The organism is Sporosarcina limicola (genome assembly GCF_014873855.1).
Lineage (GTDB): Bacteria > Bacillota > Bacilli > Bacillales_A > Planococcaceae > Sporosarcina > Sporosarcina limicola.
Genome location: NZ_JADBEL010000001.1, coordinates 376845 through 395708, shown reverse-complemented (window position 1 = coordinate 395708; position 18864 = coordinate 376845). Strand labels below are relative to the sequence as shown.

The window sequence follows — 18864 nt, the reverse complement described above, 5'->3', positions numbered from 1 at the left end:
GAAATTCTCATATGATGTTGTAAATGTATTTAGACAACTGTATAAAAAACTTTGTACAGTGTTGTCGAAACATTTCGACCGTTTTTTTTCATTGTTTCAACAATAGATGAGAATATAAGGAGGAAATGACCAATGAATCTAAGGAAAATATGGCTCTTTACATTAATTTTTTCATCTCTGTTACTAGTAGCGGGATGTTACGGTGGGGAGGAAAAACCTGAAAAAGTGGGAGAGACTGAAAAGCCAGGAGAATCGGGAGAAAAGAAGGAAGAAGCAGCGACACCGAAAGTCCTTCACCTAGCAGTTGGTGGGGAAATCCCGACTATGAAAACAACCGGCAGCATGGATGGCTTATCACAAACGATAATCCAAAACGTGTTTGAGGGTCTTTACAGACTGGGCCAGGACGACAAACCGATCGAAGGGCTCGTTGAGACATCTGATGTAAGCGAGGATGGCAAGAAGTACGTATTTAAATTAAGGCAAAATGCGAAATGGTCTAATGGAGAACCAACTACAGCTCATGATTTCGTTTATGCATGGAAGAAAGCGCTTCATCCGGATACGATTTCACCACATGCGTATTTAATGGATTCGGTTAAAAATGCTTCAAATATACAAAACGCTGAAGATGCACTTTACGGTAAAGTGGATGAATTAGGAATAAAAGCAACGGATGATTACACATTAGAGGTTGAATTGGATAATAGCGTCCCTTACTTCATCGAATTATTAACAAATCCGGTCTTTTATCCACAAAATGAAAAATATGTCGAATCACAAAAAGAAGAATATGCGCTTGAACCTGAAAATCTAATTTTTAACGGTCCATTTGTACTGGATTCCTGGCAGCATGACCAAAAATGGTTATTGAAGAAAAATGAAAGTTACTGGGATGCTGCAAATGTAAAAGTTGAAGAAATCGATTTTAAAGTGGCGAAAGATACGGCCACAGTAGTGAATCTGTATGAGACGGATACGATTGATGTTGCGAGTCTATCGTCTGAATTCGTAGATGTATACAGCGGTGACGCTGAATATGTTACATCGATGAACTCGGAAATCTATTTCCTTCGTTTTAATCAGCGGAACGATGATTTGAAAAATGTCAATATTAGAAAAGCGTTAGATATGGGATGGGATAAGGAAGCAGCAACAGATTCTATTTTGAAAAACGGTTCAATTCCCGCGTACTTCCTTATTTACGATAACTTTGTTACCTTGGAAGACAAATCAGATTTCCGTGATCGTTTCGGAGATTTCAATAATGAAGGTATTGAAAAAGCGCAAGAGTATTGGAAAAAAGGTCTTGCGGAACTCGGAAAAGATTCTATTAAATTCGAATTGCTGAGCTATGACGATGGCCAAAGAAAATCAGTTGCGGAATACATTAAAAACCAACTCGAAAAAAATCTACCTGGTTTGGAAATTGGTATTAATCAACAACCAAACAAACAGAAAATAGCAATAGAAGACAAGCAAGAATACGATATTTCCTATTCAGGTTGGAGAAATGACGTTTCCGATCCAGTGGAATTCCTTTCAATATTCCTTTCGGACGGACCGTACAACTGGCAGGACTTTAAGAATGAAAAGTATGATGAGCTAGTTAACAAAGCAATGACGGATTTTTCAGATACGAACCAACGATATGTTGATTTACAAGATGCTGAAAAAATCTTAATAGGAGATGAGGCTGCTATTTCGCCACTTCATCAATCAGGTACTGCAAAGTTAGTGAAACCACATGTTAAAGGGCTAGCTGCTCACTCGAACTCAACGTCAACATATAAATGGGTGACAATCGACTAAAGCAGAACGTAATTCCATGACAAAAGAAGCTCCTATACGTCTTTTTTGTAAAAAGACGTATAGGAGTTCCAATTTAAAAAAGTAATGTAAATGAATTGAGGTGGTCCACTTTATGAGAAAATATATATTTAGCAGGATTGGATATATGTTTTTCACCTTTCTGTTAATCGCGACATTCACTTTTTTCTTAATGCAAACATTGCCGGGATCTCCTTTTAATGATGAACGACTCTCTCCGGCTCAAAAAGAAGCATTATATGAAAGATATGGATTGGATAAACCGGTAGCTATTCAGTACTTTCAATACTTAGTCAACATAACGAAGGGTGATTTGGGGGTATCCTATCAGTTTGATGGTAGGCCTGTAACTAAGATTATTGGGGAAAGGATAGGGGTCTCGGCCATATTGGGTGCACAATCGCTCATTGTAGGAACGATACTGGGTCTCTTTTTAGGGATAATCGCTGCTTTCAGGCATAATACCATTATCGATTATGGGGCCATGATTATCGCTGTTTTTGGGTTATCCGTACCGAACTTTGTTTTTGCGGGGCTACTTCAATACTGGGTGGGAGTTCGACTTCAATGGTTGCCGGTCGCTTTTTGGGAGGGATTTGAATACTCCATTTTACCGACAATTGCTTTGTCTGCATTTGTAGTCGCAACGATTGCTCGGTTTATGCGTACAGAAATGCTCGAAGTGTTGGGTAATGAATATATAACAACGGCAAGGGCGAAAGGATTAAATGACTTCGTTGTAATTGTAAAGCATGGCATGCGGAATGCGATGATTCCGATTTTGACGATTTTGGGACCACTTACAGTCAATTTAATGACTGGAACATTAGTCATTGAAAAGATATTTAGCATACCCGGTTTAGGTGAACAATTTATCAAGTCGATTATGACGAATGATTACCCTGTGATTATGGGTGTCACATTATTTTACAGTTTCCTGTTCATTGTAGTCGTGTTTATTGTCGATCTTCTATATGGGGTTGTCGATCCACGCATTAGGCTTTCTGGGGGTGGACATCATAAAAATACATGACCATGACTATGAATTAGAAGATGAGTTATTTGAAATTGCGCATGAGCAACAGGTTGATGCGGTAAGAATAAGTGGTGCTTCCAATAGTTTTTGGAAAGATTCCTGGTTACGTTTGCGAAGAAGTAAAGGGGCATTATTCGGTTTGATCATGATTATGGGCATTCTTTTTTTTGCGATTGCTGGACCGTACATGAATTCATATGGTTTTGATGATCAAGATTTGACTAGAACGAACCTCCCCCCTAAAGTAGCGATGTTAGAAGGTATTTCATTTTTAGGATTTGATGGCGTAGATATTCGTGGAGTAGATCAGTATGCAGCTAAAGGAGTCACCAACTATTATTGGTTCGGTACAGACGACCTTGGAAGAGATCTTTGGACCCGCATTTGGCAAGGAACAAGGATTTCTTTATACATTGCTTTTTTAGCAGCCACCCTTGATTTGCTCATTGGTGTTGCCTATGGAAGTATCTCTGCTTATTATGGCGGTAGAATAGACAACGTGATGCAGAGAATTATTGAAATTTTAATGGGTGTTCCAAATATAATCATTGTCATTTTATTGATTTTGGTATTGCAACCGGGAATTTTAACAATCACGTTAGCGATGGTTATTACGGGCTGGGTAAGCATGGCGCGGATTATTAGGGGACAAATATTGAAGTTAAAAGATCAGGAATTTGTTTTAGCATCGAGAACATTAGGTGCAAACGATCGAAGATTATTATTAGGTCACCTCATACCGAACTCACTTGGCCCGATTATCATTACGACAATGTTTACAATTCCGACCGCTATTTTCACAGAAGCATTTTTAAGCTTTATCGGATTAGGACTTCAACCACCTATTGCATCGCTTGGGACGATTGTAAACGATGGATTCAAAATGTTGAAAATCTACCCGCATATGCTGCTATTTTCATCCGTTATTATTAGTGTAACGATGATTAGCTTTAACTTACTAGGTGATGGATTACGAGATTCATTTGACCCTAAAATGAGGAGATAGAGGTGGGAAATGTGGAACCGATTTTAACGGTTGAAAACTTGAGAGTATCATTTCGAACGTACGAGGGTGAAGTACAGGCTGTTAGGGGCGTTTCTTTTGAACTTTTCGAAGGGGAGACTTTAGCCATCGTTGGCGAATCGGGATCGGGAAAATCTGTTATGTCGAAAAGTCTGATGGGATTAATTCCCCAACCTCCTGGTGAAATTACTGACGGATGTATTATGTATCAAGGAAAAGATATTTTAAAAAACAGCCAGAAGGAATGGCGGAATTTAAGGGGTTCCGAAATCTCAATTATATTTCAAGACCCTATGACGTCACTTAATCCTACAATGACCATAAAAAACCAAATCATGGAGGGTATTATCAAGCATCAAAAAATCTCCCGTAAAGAAGCGGAGAAAAAAACAGTGGAGCTTTTGGGGTTGGTTGGTATAAAGAATCCAGAAGAGAAACTGAATAATTATCCACATCAATTTTCCGGTGGAATGCAACAAAGAGTGGTCATAGCGATGGCACTTGCTTGCAATCCAAGAATCATTATCGCAGATGAACCTACGACCGCACTAGATGTGACTGTTCAAGCCCAAGTGTTGGAACTTCTAAAAGATATCCAAAAGAAGTTAGGAACGTCCATCATTTTCATCACGCATGACTTGGGTGTTGTTGCCAACGTTGCAGATCGCGTGGCTGTCATGTATGCAGGTAGAATTGCTGAAATTGGAAAAATGGAAGAAGTCTTTTTTAATCCGCAACACCCTTATACAAAAGGTTTACTTTCAGCGATGCCGAATTTGAATACAGGTCAGGATGCGTTGAAAACAATTCCGGGCGCACCTCCAAATCTATTGGATCCTCCAGTGGGTGATGCTTTTGCAGAAAGAAATGAAAATGCGCTAAAAGTAGATTTCTTGTATGAGCCTCCTATGTTTAAAGTGTCTGCAACACATTCAGCCGCAACATGGATGTTGCATGAGAAGGCAGCGAAACGTGTAAAAGAAATTGCTGAAAAGCAAACGAGCGATGTTAACTCCTCCATGACCACAAGAAAAGAAGTCGCTAGTGAAAAGGTTTTGGAGATAAAAGGGTTAAAGCAATATTTCAAAGGTAAAGGCGGCAATGTTGTAAAAGCGGTTGACGGATTCACTTTGGATATTTTTAAAGGTGAAACGTTCGGTTTAGTAGGTGAATCAGGTTGTGGTAAATCGACAACGGGCAAAACAATCTTGCGTCTTCATGGCGCAACTGAAGGGGAAATTTTGTTCAAAGGAGTGGATATTAATAAGAAACATGTGGGAAATAATTTGAACAAGGAAATCCAGATGATTTTTCAGGATCCGTATTCATCACTGAACCCAAGATGGACTGTTGGGGATAGCATTGCAGAGGGCATGATTATCCATGGGTTGTATTCAAGTAAAGCAGAACGGCAAAAGAAGGTTCTTGAATTGTTAGAAGTTGTCGGTTTGAGGGGCGAGCATGCCAACCGATATCCACATGAATTTAGTGGTGGGCAACGTCAACGTATTGGAATTGCTCGGGCTCTTGCGGTTGAACCGGAATTCATCGTTGCTGATGAGCCAATTTCTGCATTGGATGTGTCAATCCAGGCTCAAATCATTAATTTGATGAGAAAATTACAGCGTGAAAAGAATTTAACGTACTTGTTTATTGCGCATGATCTTTCCATGGTGAAGTATATTAGTGATCGCGTCGGTGTCATGTATCAAGGACAATTAGTTGAGGTTGCAGAAAGTGATGAGCTTTATGATAATCCGATGCATCCTTATACGAGAAGGCTGTTATCTTCAATTCCGCAAATCGGTAAAAGTGAAAAAAAGCATGTTGCATTACAGACTGATTTTCATTGGGGGGCAGAGTATGGCACTGTCGAATTGAGGGAAGTGAAAAAAGGGCATTGGGTTTCTTGTACAGAACGGGAATATGAAATGTTTAAGAAAAATAGTTCGCCAGAGATGGTAACTTCATAATTTTGTAGTAGGGTCAAAGGAGTAGATGGGAAATGTTATTCAAGAAGTTTTTCATTGTGTTGAATGTACTGGTTTTGATCATTTTCGGATATTTCTTAATTACGCATAGCATGACAATCCATATCTTGAATAACATTTTCATGTTTGGATTAGCTTGTTTTATGGTCGGCGGGCTGTTGCTTTTGATTGAAAAAGGGGTATTTAAAGCTGGTTTTAAACATTTCAGCTGGTTTTTTAGACGTTCTTCTAAATTGAATCAGTATGCGGATGAAGAAGTGGGATCGGAAAAAACAGCTGTACCCTATACGAAAGCAGCAATTTCGCCCCAAATTGTTGGAAGTGGATTATTCTTAATCGCGTTATCTACGATTTTTTCAATCATACTCATGTGATGTCTTAAATGGAAAGGAGTGGACTAAATGGAGAAAGTCAAAAAGCTTGTGAAGCAATTCGCAGAGTTGACTATTGACGGACTGATGATTACTGGCGATTGGAACCGGAGATATCTTTCAGGTTTTACGGGTAGTAATGGCGTGATTCTCATTACTGAAAATGACGTCAAAATAATAACGGATTACCGCTATTTTGAACAGGCGAAAAATCAGACAGATATGGATGTTGTCCTGCATGCAGAACATACAGGTCACAAACATAAAATCTATGATGAAGTCGCCAAGCAAGTTAAGAAGATGGGCATCAAGCGCTTAGGATTTGAACAGCAACATGTGAATGTTGGGAACTGCGCAAAGTTAAAGAGTTTGATAGATGCAGCAATGATTCCGACGTATGATTTAGTCGAAAACCTGCGTATGGTGAAAACAGAAAGAGAAATTGAAAAGATAAGAATCTCATCGAAAATTACAGACGATGCTTACTTACATATTTTAAATTTCATCCGTCCAGGATTGACAGAATTGGCGGTTGCTGAAGAGTTGGAGAGTTTCATCAAAAAGAATGGTGGGATCACTTCAACATTCAGCCCAATCGTCGCCTCGGGAAAAAGATCTTCTCTACCTCATGGAAGGGCAAGTGATAAAATAATTGAAAAAGGTGATATGATTACAATCGATTTCGGGACAAATTACGATGGTTATTGGTCGGATATTTCTCGGACAGTGGCATTGGGTGAGCCTGACGGTAAAATGAAAGAGATTCAACAAGTCCTCCTTCATTCATTTACCAACTGTATAAATAATATAAAAGCGGGACTGACAGATCAAGAAGTGGACAAATTGATGAGAGATCATTTGAGGGAAACGGGCTATGAAAAATATTCTGGAACAGGGACCGGGCATGGGATTGGTTTAGAAGTGCATGAGAAACCGCTCTTCTCAGTCGATTCCGAAAAAATCTTACTTCCAAGGATGGTCGTAACAATTGAGCCAGGCATTTATTTGCAGGACATCGGTGGCGCTCGAATTGAGGATATGCTGCTAATTACTGAAGGAGGATGCGAGGTTTTATCGCCTTCTACGAAGGAATTGGTGATTGTCTGAACATTATCGAATAGAAAAACAGGTTGCTTGTAGCCCGTCATGGGGTGAGGCAACCTGTTTTTATATTTTAGGAAAAAGTCAACGTTCATAATTCATCCCTAAATCGAATTCTATTTAGAAATGGTAACTTTTGAATTGTTCAATATATAAAAAAGTTTACAGTCCTCAGGTGAATATAGATAAATTATACACTTTAGGATGAATTAATGTGTAGGCGCTTTAATTTGGTGTGGGGATCTTTATAGTGGTAACACAAAAACTGATTTTTAAATTTTCTCTATACAAATTTATTTACGCAGAGAAAGTTATGTAATCGGCCCTACGGTCAATACTAATCGATAAAGAGTAGAACCGAAATAAACCCATTCACCTTATTTTTTAACATATTGGCATGAATCTTGCATTTAACTAATAGAATTGCAGAAAATCTAGTGATTAACAAGAATTCGAAATAGTGATTAATAAGGGCTGTGAGGTGGATTACGATGTCAACTTTATTAGAGGTAAACAATTTAAAAACACATTTTGGAAATAAAAGACGTGTAGTTAAAGCGATTGATGGAATTGATTTTAAGATAAAGAAAGGTGAGACTGTCGCACTAGTCGGTGAGTCGGGGTGCGGTAAAAGCATGACTTCATTATCTATCATGGGTTTAGTTCCAGCCCCAGAAGGCAGGATTGTAGACGGAGAAATTCTTTTGGAAGGTGTCGATTTGGTAGGATTGCCCGAAAAAAGGATGTATGGAATTCGGGGAAAAGAAATTGCGATGATTTTCCAAGAACCGATGACATCCCTAAACCCGGTGCTTACAATCGGAGACCAATTGACAAGCGTCATCATTCACCATTTAAAAGTGGGAAAGAAAGAGGCTGAAAACAGGGCTGTCGAAATGCTAGATCTAGTAGGTTTTTCTGATTCAAGAAAACTGTTGAAGGATTATCCGCATCGATTATCGGGTGGGATGAGGCAAAGGGTAATGATTGCGATGGCAATGTCTTGTAATCCTAAGCTGCTCATAGCGGACGAACCTACAACCGCATTAGATGTAACGATTCAAGCGCAAGTACTTGAGTTGATGAAAAAAATAAGTAAGGAATTCTCTACATCGATTCTTTTGATAACTCACGATCTTGGAGTTGTTTCTGAACTCGCCGAGAGAGTGATTGTCATGTATGCGGGACAAATTGTTGAAATAGCAGATATTGATGATTTATTTAAAAGTCCTTTCCATCCATATACGGTTGGACTAATCGAATCGGTTCCCAAGATAGAGGGGGAAATAGAAAGACTCTATTCAATTCCGGGGAATGTCCCCGCACCAGGAGAAGTTATTCAAGGTTGTAAATTTGCCGCGAGATGCAGCAAAGTATTTGATCGTTGTAGGAAAGAAATGCCTACTCTAAGAAAAATGGATGAGTCAAGGTCTGTGCGTTGTTTTTTATATGACGATGAGGAGGCAGAATAATGGAATCAACCGATTTACTAGAACCAACGGAACGATTAGAGCTTGGAAAAACAAAACAACTAACAACTCAAGAAACACTTTTGCAAGTTCGGAATTTAAAAAAGTACTTTCCTGTTAAAGCGGGTATATTACAACGAACGGTAGGACATGTGAAAGCTGTCGATGACATTAGCTTTCATGTGAATAAAGGGGAGACTTTGGGAATTGTCGGGGAATCGGGATGCGGTAAATCGACGATGGGAAGGTCGCTCATTAGGTTATACGAACCAACCGAGGGGAACGTACTCTTCGATGGCACCGACATTACTAATTTATCAGAAAGAGAGTTAAGACCAATCATTAGAAGAAAAATGCAAATGATTTTTCAGGATCCTTATGCTTCATTAAACCCAAGAAAGTCGTTGGGAAGTACTTTAAATGAACCATTATTGGCACATAAATTATACAGTAGTAAAAAAGAGCGGGATGAAAAAATAAAAGACCTCTTGAATGTTGTCGGTTTACATTCATCATCAATGAATTACTATCCCCATGAGTTTTCGGGGGGACAACGCCAAAGAATAGGTATTGCACGGGCCCTTGTGTTAAATCCCGAATTAATAATTGCGGATGAAGCTGTTTCAGCGTTAGATGTGTCTATTCAATCGCAAATCATTAATTTATTGGAAGATTTACAGTCTACATTTAACTTAACTTACATATTTATATCCCATGATTTAAGTGTTGTGAGACATATTGCAGATCGGGTAGGCGTTATGTATTTAGGGAAACTTGTCGAGTTAGCCAACAAAAATGATTTATATGCAGAACCGCTTCATCCTTATACACAGGCATTACTTTCTGCAGTCCCAGTTATTCGAAATACCGGGGTTCAACAAAAGGAAAGAATTGTTTTGAAAGGTGACATTCCGAGTCCTGCCAATCAACCCCCAGGATGTGTCTTCCATACAAGATGTCCAGCGAAAATGAAGATTTGTGAAACGCAAATTCCAGAATTTAAAGAGGTAAAACCAAACCATTTAATCGCTTGCCATTTATATCAATAAAAACAGAGCAATTTGAAAGGGGTGATTCGTAGTTCTGCCAATTCTACTTAAAAAATAAGGGGGAAATTAAAAATGTTTAAGAATCGATTCTTACTATTAATCATTTTGGCACTAATGCTTATCGTTTCAGCATGTTCGGATGGAGAAATTAAGGACAGTGGCAAAGAAAAAGAAAAGGAAGGTGAAGATAAACCAAAAGTGGAGGAAGTAGAGAAATCTGGAGGTAGCTTAGTTTTAGGAACGACAGCTGCCCCGACGCTATTTAATCCGTTATTTTCAACGGATACTTCCAGCTCAACAATTGAAGGATTTATTTTCGGGGGTCTCGTTACGGTCGACCGGGATTTTAATCCTGAAGGTGATTTAGCAGAAAGCTGGGAATTCACAGAAGACGGATTAAAATGGACTTTCTATTTACGGAAAGGTGTCAAATGGCATGACGGAGAAGACTTTACAGCAGATGATGTCGTGTTCACTTACGGCATTCCAAAAGATAAAGCTTATGTCGGTCCACGTGGATTACCTTTTGAAAACATCAAAGAAGTAAACAAAATCGATGATTATACAGTAGAAATGATTCTTTCGGAACCCTATGCACCATTTATTACGATTACAGCTCAATTTGAGATATTACCGAAGCATATCTTAGGTGATGTTCCTATTGCGGATTTAGCTACCCATAGATTTAATACGAAAGAGCCAATCGGGACAGGCCCATTCAAATTTAAAGAATGGAAAGATGGCGAGTATATTGAACTCGTAGCGAATGAAGACTATTTCAAAGGAAAGCCAAAACTAGATTCAATTATTTACAAAATTGTTCCGGATGAGAATACCCTGATGGCGCAGTTGCAAGTGGGCGACGTTAGCATGACGGGTATTTCACCACAATATGTTGAAATGGCAAAGAAACTAGAGAGTGAAGGGACAGTAGCTCTGTCTACCGGGGCTTCAAATTCCTGGGAATATATTGGGTACAATTTAAGGAACGAACTCTTCCAAGATAAGTTGGTTCGTCAAGCACTTACGCATGCAATTGATAAGGAAGCAATTGTACAAGCTGTTCTAGATGGAGCTGGAATTGTGGCAAATGGACCTGGTAGCCCAGCAAACTGGTCGTTTAATCCTGATATGCCGAAATTTGAATATGATCAAGATGAAGCGAAGAAAAAGTTGAAAGAAGCAGGTTGGGAACCAGGTGCAGATGGCATTATGGAGAAAGACGGTAAGAAGTTTGAATTTGTATTGAAAACGACTTCAGCAAACGAAATTCGTATGCAAATCGCAGAGATTGTTCAACAGCAGTTAAATGAAATTGGTATCAAAGCATCTATTGAATTACTTGAGTGGAGTGCTTATGTAGAGCAAACAGGCCCACCAGTTTGGAATTTCGATGCAATTGTAGCTGGTTGGTCTATCGGTAGTGATCCAGATCCAACTTGGTTCTGGCATACTTCAGAAATTGAAAATGGGCTGAATTACGGCGCGTATTCAAACGAGAAAGTTGATAAACTATTATCAGAGAACACGCTGATATCCGATTTGGAAGAAAGAAAGAGAATCATTGGTGAGGCAGATGCTATCGTTGCTGAAGATCAGCCGAGCTCATTCTTGTATCATCCAAATGGGACTCTTGCGACAGCACCTAACCTTAAAGGACCGATATTTAACGCTTCAAACACATACTATAAAATTCATGAATGGTATTTTGAATAATAGTTAAAAAGCTTTAAGGAAATAGCGTATGAATTGTGTAATGATAAGCGAGCATCTCCCACAAAAGTGGAGATGTTCGTCTTATTCTTACAATCGACAGACCCTTCGAAAACTTAGCCTTCGAATATAAATGTCCAGCATATTCTTGCTTAGACATTCAGGAAGTTCCAAGTGAATAATAATTAAAAGAAGGAGCGGACTGGGAATGACTACATATATAGTAAGAAGAATATTAATGGCTATTCCGTTACTTTTTCTTATAACAATCATTTCATTTGCTATGATGCAAATGGCACCAGGTGATCCAACGGCTTTAATGATGGACCCTATGATTAAAAAGGAAAATTTAGAGGCGTATAAAGAGGCAAATGGTTTAAATGATAATGTCATGGTGCAATATTTCAGATGGTTAGGAAATATGGTACAAGGGGACTTTGGGTATTCCCTTATTCGTCAAGGGGTTCCTGTCAGTGAGTTACTATTGGCCAGGCTACCAAATACCTTGCTATTAATGGGTGTTTCATCCGTTATTGCGTTTCTTATTTCGATTCCGCTAGGCGTTATTTCAGCAACAAAACGCAATTCATTAACGGATTATTCGATTACGTTTGTTTCATTTTTGGGAATCGCTACACCAAACTTTTGGATAGGGCTTATGTTAATAATGTTTACGTCTGTCCATATGGGATGGTTTCCGACAGGCGGCGTATCTACCCTAGGATCACCTTTTAGTCTATGGGATCGTCTCCATCATTTAATCCTCCCGGCCTTTGTACTGGCTACCGCAGATATGGCGGGGCTTACAAGATATTCCCGTTCTAGTATGTTAGAAGTGCTACGACAGGACTATATTCGTACAGCTAAAGCAAATGGCTTTAAAAATAAAACCGTTATTTTTAAACATGGACTCCGTAATGGACTTATACCGATTATTACAATTCTTGGGTTAATGTTGCCGTCATTTATTGGAGGTTCTGTCATAGTAGAAAGTATTTTTGCATGGCCTGGCATCGGCTTACTTTTTATTGATGGCGCATTCCAAAGGGACTATCCGGTAATCATGGCTGTAGTGGTGATTGCAGCAACGTTGGTTGTAATCGGTAACTTGCTAGCCGATGTACTTTACGCTATTTTTGATCCGCGAATTGAATATTAGGGGGGAATAAAGTGTCTTTTCTAGAACAAAAAGCGATGGTGACTGAACCGTTTATTGTAGAAGAAAATCATAATTATGTTCACGAATCAATTTGGAGATTAATGTTCAGAAAGTTTATGGCGAATAAGCTTGCCGTCATCGGTGCATTTTTAATGATAATCATCATAGGGAGTGCACTTTTTGCTCCATGGTTAGCACCACAGGATCCAAGTAAACAAGTATTACTTGATAAATTAAGTCCACCGGGTGAAAAGTATATTTTAGGCGCGGACATTTTAGGTCGGGATACATTAAGCCGATTACTTTATGGGGCTAGGATTTCTTTACTTGTAGGTTTCGCATCCGTTGCGGGCTCAATTTTTATAGGTACGGCAGTTGGAGCGATAGCGGGCTATTATGGAGGCACGCTTGATGCGGTTCTTATGAGAATTGTTGATGCTGTCATCTCTTTCCCATCATTGTTTTTACTCATCACGCTTGTTACCATTTTCGAACCTAGTGTATTTACTTTAATTGGTGTATTTGCAGTATTTGGTTGGACAGGAACAGCTCGATTGGTCCGTGGAGAATTTTTATCTCTTCGTTCATCAGAGTTTGTATTAGCTGCAAAGACATTAGGCATCCGAAGTTCGAGGATTATATTTTCTCATATTTTACCCAATGCAATGGGGCCGATTATTGTTTCGGCGACACTTGGAGTTGGGGGCGTTATTTTGGCGGAAGCCGCACTTAGCTATCTTGGGCTCGGTATCCAACCTCCAACTCCGAGTTGGGGTAATATGTTGCAAAGTGCACAAAATCCTCAAATAATGCTTGGTGCATGGTGGTATCCTTTATTCCCAGGGTTTATGATTTTAATAACTGTTCTGGCCTTTAACTTTATTGGAGATGGCTTGCGTGATGCGTTTGACCCAAAGATAAGCGAATGAATCATTTCTTGTCGAATAAAATACAGGTTGCTGAAGCCCATTTGGGGATGCGGCAACCTGTTCTTTTGCCTTAGGAAAAAGATCATCGTTTAGGCTTATAATCCATCACATGGAACATTTCATTTAATTCATCCTTAGTCAAATCACGCCATTGGCCGATGGGTAAGTTGCCAAGGTGGATGTTTAGAATGCGTGTACGTTGTAGATTTTTCACATTATAGTTAAGTGCAGAACACATACGGCGGATTTGGCGGTTTAGTCCTTGTGTTAATGTAATGTTGAATTTGCGTGGACCCAGTTGTTTCACTTTGCACGGTTTCGTTGTTGTGCCAAGTATGTTGACACCTAACTGCATGTTAGTGATGAACGATTGTGTGAGAGGGCGGTCAACAGTAACGATGTATTCTTTTTCATGACCGTGTTCTTCGCGTAATAGTTCATTGACGATATCGCCATCATTTGTCAGGAGAAGGAGGCCATCGGAATCTTTGTCGAGTCTACCGATATGAAAAATTCGGAGCGGGTGGTTTACGAAGTCGACGACATTCCCCGTAATATGATGTTCAGTAGTGCTTGTAATGCCGACGGGTTTATTGAGAGCGATATAGACAAGCTGGTCTTCTGTCTTCACTGGTTTTCCGTCAACCCGAACCTCGTCGCCTTCTTCAACTTTGCTACCGAGTTCGGCCTGTTGTCCATTAATCATCACGCGTCCATCTTCAATCCACTTATCCGCACCGCGGCGAGAGACGATTCCTGCTTCGCTTAAATATTTATTAATCCTCATTATTTTCACCTTTCCCAAGAGATTTCTTTCTTTTATTATAGCGTATTTGTTGGTGCATGCCATGCAACGGCAAATGGTTGACAATTCTTTTAATTCGTTATAAGATGGGGTTAACTTTTTTTGTTCGAAGACGGGCAGGAGGTACCGAGAGCGGTACCGCCCACGGAACAGATGAGCTGAGATGAGCATAGCTGAGAAATTGTTGAATAAGAAGAGTAGCGTTGGTGTGCGATTGTAGAGAGTCAGTGGGTGGTGCAAACTGATTCGTAGCCGACGTGAATGGACTTATGAGAGCCCTTTGGAAAATCTTTAAAAGGTTTTTTAAATGGACGTTAATCCCACGTTACGGGATGTGTCTCATTTATGAGGCACGCTAAGAGGAAGCAGAAATGCTTCAATTAGAGGTGGCAACGCGGTCGAAACCGTCCTCTGCAATCGGACTTTACTGTCCTTTTGCAGGGGATTTTTCTATTGGCCAAAATTAGTCAGTTGATTGGAAGACTGGTCGTTTGTCACGAGTAAATGGTCAGTTGTGTTATTGGTCAAAACTAGCTGAGAAGAGGAGAGATTAGATGAGTACAGAACAGATGGGTTTACGAATGACGATGAAAAAGTTAGATGGGGATTGCTTAACGCCGATATTGATTTTCCGAAGAATGCAGGGTAAGCAGAAGTTCTTGCTTGAGAGTTCATCACAACAAGAGGGGGCTGGTCGGTATTCGTTCATGGGGATGAATCCGCTGAAATCCTATCGCGAACGGGATGGACAGATTGAGGAATTCATTTATGCGACTGGGAAGAAATATGTTCACGAAGGGGAATTGTTTACACTACTAAAAAGGCTGATGCCACGGGTTATGGACGATATGGATTTTCCATTCGTAGGTGGTGCGGTCGGTTATGTTGGTTATGGAGCGACGGGAGCCGGGGGGGTGCATTGCAAAGATGACCTTGGCACGCCGGATGTCTATTTCAATATTTACGATACAATCGTCATTTTCGACCATAAGTTGAATGAAGTGACGCTATTGCACACACAAATCAATCCGGAACATGGAGCACCTAATCTGGATGTGCTGGCGGAAAGTATTTTGTCTGGTTCAACCGAAGAGGAATCGGATTTTGCAATATCTGAGTACAAATGCGCAACGACACAACAGGAATTTGAAGACCTTGTTCGTAAATCAATTACCTATATCGAAAAGGGTGAAATTGAGCAAATTGTGTTATCAAGAAGAATGGAAGCTGATTTCCAAGGAGATCCTTTTTCGGTCTATCGGAAGCTCAGAAAGCGTAATCCTTCGCCATACATGTATTACATGGAATTCGATGACCATACCGTTATCGGTACGTCACCGGAAAGTCTTGTCAGTGTATCGGATGGAAAAGTGATGACAAACCCAATTGCTGGAACGCGTAGACGTGGAAAAGATGATGTAGAAGATGCGGCACTCGAAAAAGAGTTGCGCGCGGATCCGAAAGAACTATCGGAACACGATATGCTGGTCGAATTGAGTAAAAGGGAAATGATGATTGTCTGTGATCAGGATTCCATCCATGTAACGAATTATATGGAAACCGTTCGTTATGAACATGTCATGCATCTTGTTTCTGAAGTGGAAGGGACATTGGCACAAGGGTTACACGCATTGGATGCACTGAAAATATGCATGCCTGCGGGTACGGTATCAGGTTCTCCGAAACAGCGGGCAATGGAATTGATTGATGAAATGGAAACGGTGAATCGCGGCATTTACGGTGGGGCAATCGGCTATATTGGCCTCAACGGTAATATCGATTTCGCGTTGACGATTCGTACGATGTTGGTGAAAGACGGAAAAGCGTATGTGCAGGCAGGAGCCGGAATTGTGCAAGCTTCAAATCCGGCGGCGGAATATATGGAGACGGTCAATAAGGCGAAATCTTTATTGGAAGTTGTTAACTGAATGACCCATTAGCAGAGTAGAGGAGAGATGAGTATGAGAAAGTACGTAAGCATAGTTGAGAAGAACAGGCATTTAATGTACGAAGAAATGATGGATGCAGCAAAGTTATTGTTTAATGAACAAACGGAAGAGCAGGAAATTGCGGAGTTCCTTGTCGCCTTATCGAAGAAAGGAGAGACGGCTTACGAAGTCGCGGCGCTTGCCTCGGTGATGAAGTCATTTGCTGTCGATTTGAACGTCCCGCAAGGTAACTACATGGATAACTGTGGAACAGGTGGTGACGGCTCCAACAGTTTCAATATCAGTACCACGTCTGCATTCGTTTTAGCAGGAGCTGGTGTTTCTGTCGCAAAACACGGTAACCGTAAAATTTCCAGCGCAACTGGCAGTCATGATGTCTTAGAAGCACTTGGCATCCGTTCCGATTTTAGTACAGAAGAAACTGCGGAATTACTTCATCAAGAAGGAATTGCTTTCCTTTACGCACCAAATGTTCATCCGAAAATGAAAAGAATCGGCGGAGTTCGACAGCAGATTGGGAAGCCAACGATTTTCAATCTTGTCGGTCCATTGACGAACCCCATTACGTTGAAGACGCAGTTTACTGGGATTAACAGGCCCGATTTCATCATGGAATATGCCTCGGTTCTTCGGATGCTTGGAAGAGATCGTGCGATTGTTGTATCGGGTGCAGGTGGGATGGATGAGGCGTCGCTTGCGGGGCAAAATGCATTTGTTTTGCTTGATAAAGGAGATCTCATCCCGTTTTCATTGACGGCGGATGATGTCGGGCTTAAGTATGCAGACCCTTCGTCTATCCGAGGGGGAGATGCGCAGGAAAATGCAGCAATCATTCGAGCGGTGCTAGGTGGAGAACGTGGTCCGCGCTTTGATACGGTCGCATTGAATGCAGGCATCGGGCTGTTTGCGAATGGGCAGGCGGAGACGATTCAAGAAGGCGTCAAACAAGCGATTGACAGTATTTTATCAGGCCGGGCATTGCAAAAATTAGAAGCGGTTGTTACGTTTAGCGAACTTGTTAATCAGAAGGTGGTGGCGAGATGACAATTTTAGAAAAAATATTGCATGAAAAACGTCAAGAAGTGAAGCAGATGCTGGAGCAAGAGGTAGTGAATGCTGTAAGCGACCGATCTCGTCCCTCTTTATTCAACACATTATACGGAACAGAGCATTTGCAAGTCATCGCAGAGATGAAACGCGCATCTCCTTCAAAAGGGCTTATTGCTGAGGGGACTGATCCTGTTGCACAGGCATTTGCCTATCACAAAGCAGGTGCGGCATGCATTTCAGTACTAACGGATGCACCTTTTTTCAAAGGTTCATTCGATGATTTGGCGGCAGTTGCAGAAGCTGTTCCGACGCCTCTATTATGCAAGGATTTCATCATTCACCAAGTGCAAATTGACCGGGCGAAACGAGCAGGTGCTTCTGTCATCCTGCTTATCGTTGCTGCTCTTAGTGGTGAGGAGCTTGATATGCTTCATGCGTATGCTGTTGCTTCAGGACTCGAAGTACTTGTGGAAGTTCATGATTGTCAGGAACTTGACCGTGCTCTTGCGATCGATGCAAGGCTGATTGGTGTGAATAATCGTGATCTACGCACGTTCGAAGTGGACTTGGCACGGACTGAGGAAATCGCTTTAAAATTCCCATTTCATGAAAAGCGTGTGTTGATTAGCGAAAGTGGAATTTCAGGGGCGGAAGATGCGTTGAGGGTGTCGAAGATGGGTGCAAGTGCAATCCTGGTCGGAGAATCACTAATGCGATGCGGTTCAGTATCCAATGCGATTCGAGCGATGCAAGTCGCGCTACAGGACGTGATTCGATGACGAAAGTGAAGATTTGCGGACTGATGGAGCATGCGCATGTAAAAGCGGTGGTCGAGGCAGGTGTGGATGCAATCGGTTTTGTCTTCGCGCCTAGTAAGCGCCGTGTGACGGTTGAGCAGGCAAAAGAGCTTGCACGGGCGATACCGTCGGGGGTTATGAAAATTGGTGTATTTGTAGATGCTTCGCAGGAGGAAATGACGCACGCATTTCACGAAGTACCACTAGATTTCATCCAATTTCATGGGGATGAAAGCCCCGATTTTATAAAAAAAATGGGACTTCCTTCTATTAAAGCGTTATCAGTGCAAAGTGTAGAAGATGTGGAAAAAGCGACGAGCTTTGATGTGGATTTTTTATTATTTGATACGCCGGGAAAAGAGTTCAAAGGGGGTAGTGGAGAAACGTTTGATTGGCAATTATTAAATGACACGGATATACCCACTGACAGACTGATTCTTGCAGGTGGACTGAATGTAGACAACGTAAGGGAAGCGATTCAGCGTGTGAGGCCCTATATGGTTGACGTTTCAAGTGGAGTAGAGAATATGGGGAGAAAAGACGAGCAAATGATTCACGCATTTGTGCGTGCTGTCAAAAATGAGGAGTGAT

The 18864-nt window shown here is 40.8% G+C and carries 16 protein-coding genes and 1 other annotated feature; of the genes, 15 read left to right on the top strand and 1 reads right to left on the bottom strand.

Annotated features, from left to right (window positions below):
* Positions 1-132: 132 nt before the first annotated feature.
* The 11 genes from H4683_RS01975 (at position 133) to opp4C (ending at position 13672) form a co-directional block, all read left to right on the top strand.
* Entirely contained in the window at positions 133-1812 is a 1680-nt protein-coding gene (locus tag H4683_RS01975) for a peptide ABC transporter substrate-binding protein (RefSeq protein WP_192597127.1), read from the top strand.
* Between the two features lie 112 nt (positions 1813-1924).
* The gene (gene opp3b / locus H4683_RS01970) at positions 1925-2863 is read left to right on the top strand and encodes an oligopeptide ABC transporter permease (protein WP_192597126.1); all 939 of its coding nucleotides are present in this window, start codon (positions 1925-1927) and stop codon (positions 2861-2863) included.
* Positions 2841-3872, top strand: coding sequence for an oligopeptide ABC transporter permease (opp3C, locus tag H4683_RS01965; protein WP_420826530.1), 1032 nt, complete (start codon positions 2841-2843; stop codon positions 3870-3872). The genes opp3b and opp3C overlap by 23 nt, the downstream gene beginning before the upstream one ends.
* Before the next feature lie 11 nt (positions 3873-3883).
* On the top strand, positions 3884-5863 hold the full coding sequence (locus tag H4683_RS21855; protein ID WP_192597179.1) for a dipeptide ABC transporter ATP-binding protein: 1980 nt from the start codon (positions 3884-3886) through the stop codon (positions 5861-5863).
* A gap of 32 nt (positions 5864-5895) precedes the next feature.
* A complete protein-coding gene (locus H4683_RS01955) occupies positions 5896-6255 on the top strand; it encodes a DUF3899 domain-containing protein (RefSeq protein WP_192597125.1) in 360 nt (119 codons plus the stop codon).
* A 27-nt stretch (positions 6256-6282) separates the two neighbouring features.
* Positions 6283-7359, top strand: coding sequence for a M24 family metallopeptidase (locus H4683_RS01950; protein WP_192597124.1), 1077 nt, complete (start codon positions 6283-6285; stop codon positions 7357-7359).
* Positions 7360-7844: 485 nt separating this feature from the next.
* On the top strand, positions 7845-8825 hold the full coding sequence (locus H4683_RS01945; protein ID WP_192597123.1) for an ABC transporter ATP-binding protein: 981 nt from the start codon (positions 7845-7847) through the stop codon (positions 8823-8825).
* Positions 8825-9871, top strand: a complete 1047-nt coding sequence (locus H4683_RS01940) for an ABC transporter ATP-binding protein (RefSeq protein ID WP_192597122.1) — start codon at positions 8825-8827, stop codon at positions 9869-9871. Before H4683_RS01945 ends, H4683_RS01940 begins: the two co-directional genes overlap by 1 nt.
* Before the next feature lie 72 nt (positions 9872-9943).
* Positions 9944-11587, top strand: coding sequence for a peptide-binding protein (locus H4683_RS01935; RefSeq protein WP_192597121.1), 1644 nt, complete (start codon positions 9944-9946; stop codon positions 11585-11587).
* 205 nt (positions 11588-11792) lie between these two features.
* Positions 11793-12743, top strand: a complete 951-nt coding sequence (locus tag H4683_RS01930; protein WP_192597120.1) for an ABC transporter permease — start codon at positions 11793-11795, stop codon at positions 12741-12743.
* Between the two features lie 35 nt (positions 12744-12778).
* On the top strand, positions 12779-13672 hold the full coding sequence (gene opp4C, locus H4683_RS01925) for an oligopeptide ABC transporter permease (protein WP_192597178.1): 894 nt from the start codon (positions 12779-12781) through the stop codon (positions 13670-13672).
* Between the two features lie 82 nt (positions 13673-13754).
* Here opp4C and rluF read toward each other — a convergent pair whose 3' ends face one another.
* Positions 13755-14459: a 23S rRNA pseudouridine(2604) synthase RluF gene (rluF, locus tag H4683_RS01920; RefSeq protein ID WP_192597119.1), complete on the bottom strand. Its 705-nt coding sequence runs from the start codon at positions 14457-14459 to the stop codon at positions 13755-13757.
* A 193-nt stretch (positions 14460-14652) separates the two neighbouring features.
* Positions 14653-14892, top strand: a binding site (T-box leader).
* A gap of 139 nt (positions 14893-15031) precedes the next feature.
* Here rluF and H4683_RS01915 point away from each other — a divergent pair.
* From H4683_RS01915 to H4683_RS01900, 4 genes are read left to right on the top strand one after another with little or no spacing between them, the layout of a single operon-like run.
* Positions 15032-16405, top strand: coding sequence for an anthranilate synthase component I family protein (locus H4683_RS01915; protein ID WP_225941816.1), 1374 nt, complete (start codon positions 15032-15034; stop codon positions 16403-16405).
* A 27-nt stretch (positions 16406-16432) separates the two neighbouring features.
* Positions 16433-17470, top strand: a complete 1038-nt coding sequence (gene trpD, locus H4683_RS01910; protein ID WP_192597118.1) for an anthranilate phosphoribosyltransferase — start codon at positions 16433-16435, stop codon at positions 17468-17470.
* Positions 17467-18255: an indole-3-glycerol phosphate synthase TrpC gene (gene trpC, locus H4683_RS01905; RefSeq protein WP_192597117.1), complete on the top strand. Its 789-nt coding sequence runs from the start codon at positions 17467-17469 to the stop codon at positions 18253-18255. The genes trpD and trpC overlap by 4 nt, the downstream gene beginning before the upstream one ends.
* A complete protein-coding gene (locus H4683_RS01900) occupies positions 18252-18863 on the top strand; it encodes a phosphoribosylanthranilate isomerase (RefSeq protein WP_192597116.1) in 612 nt (203 codons plus the stop codon). The genes trpC and H4683_RS01900 overlap by 4 nt, the downstream gene beginning before the upstream one ends.
* Position 18864: the final 1 nt, after the last annotated feature.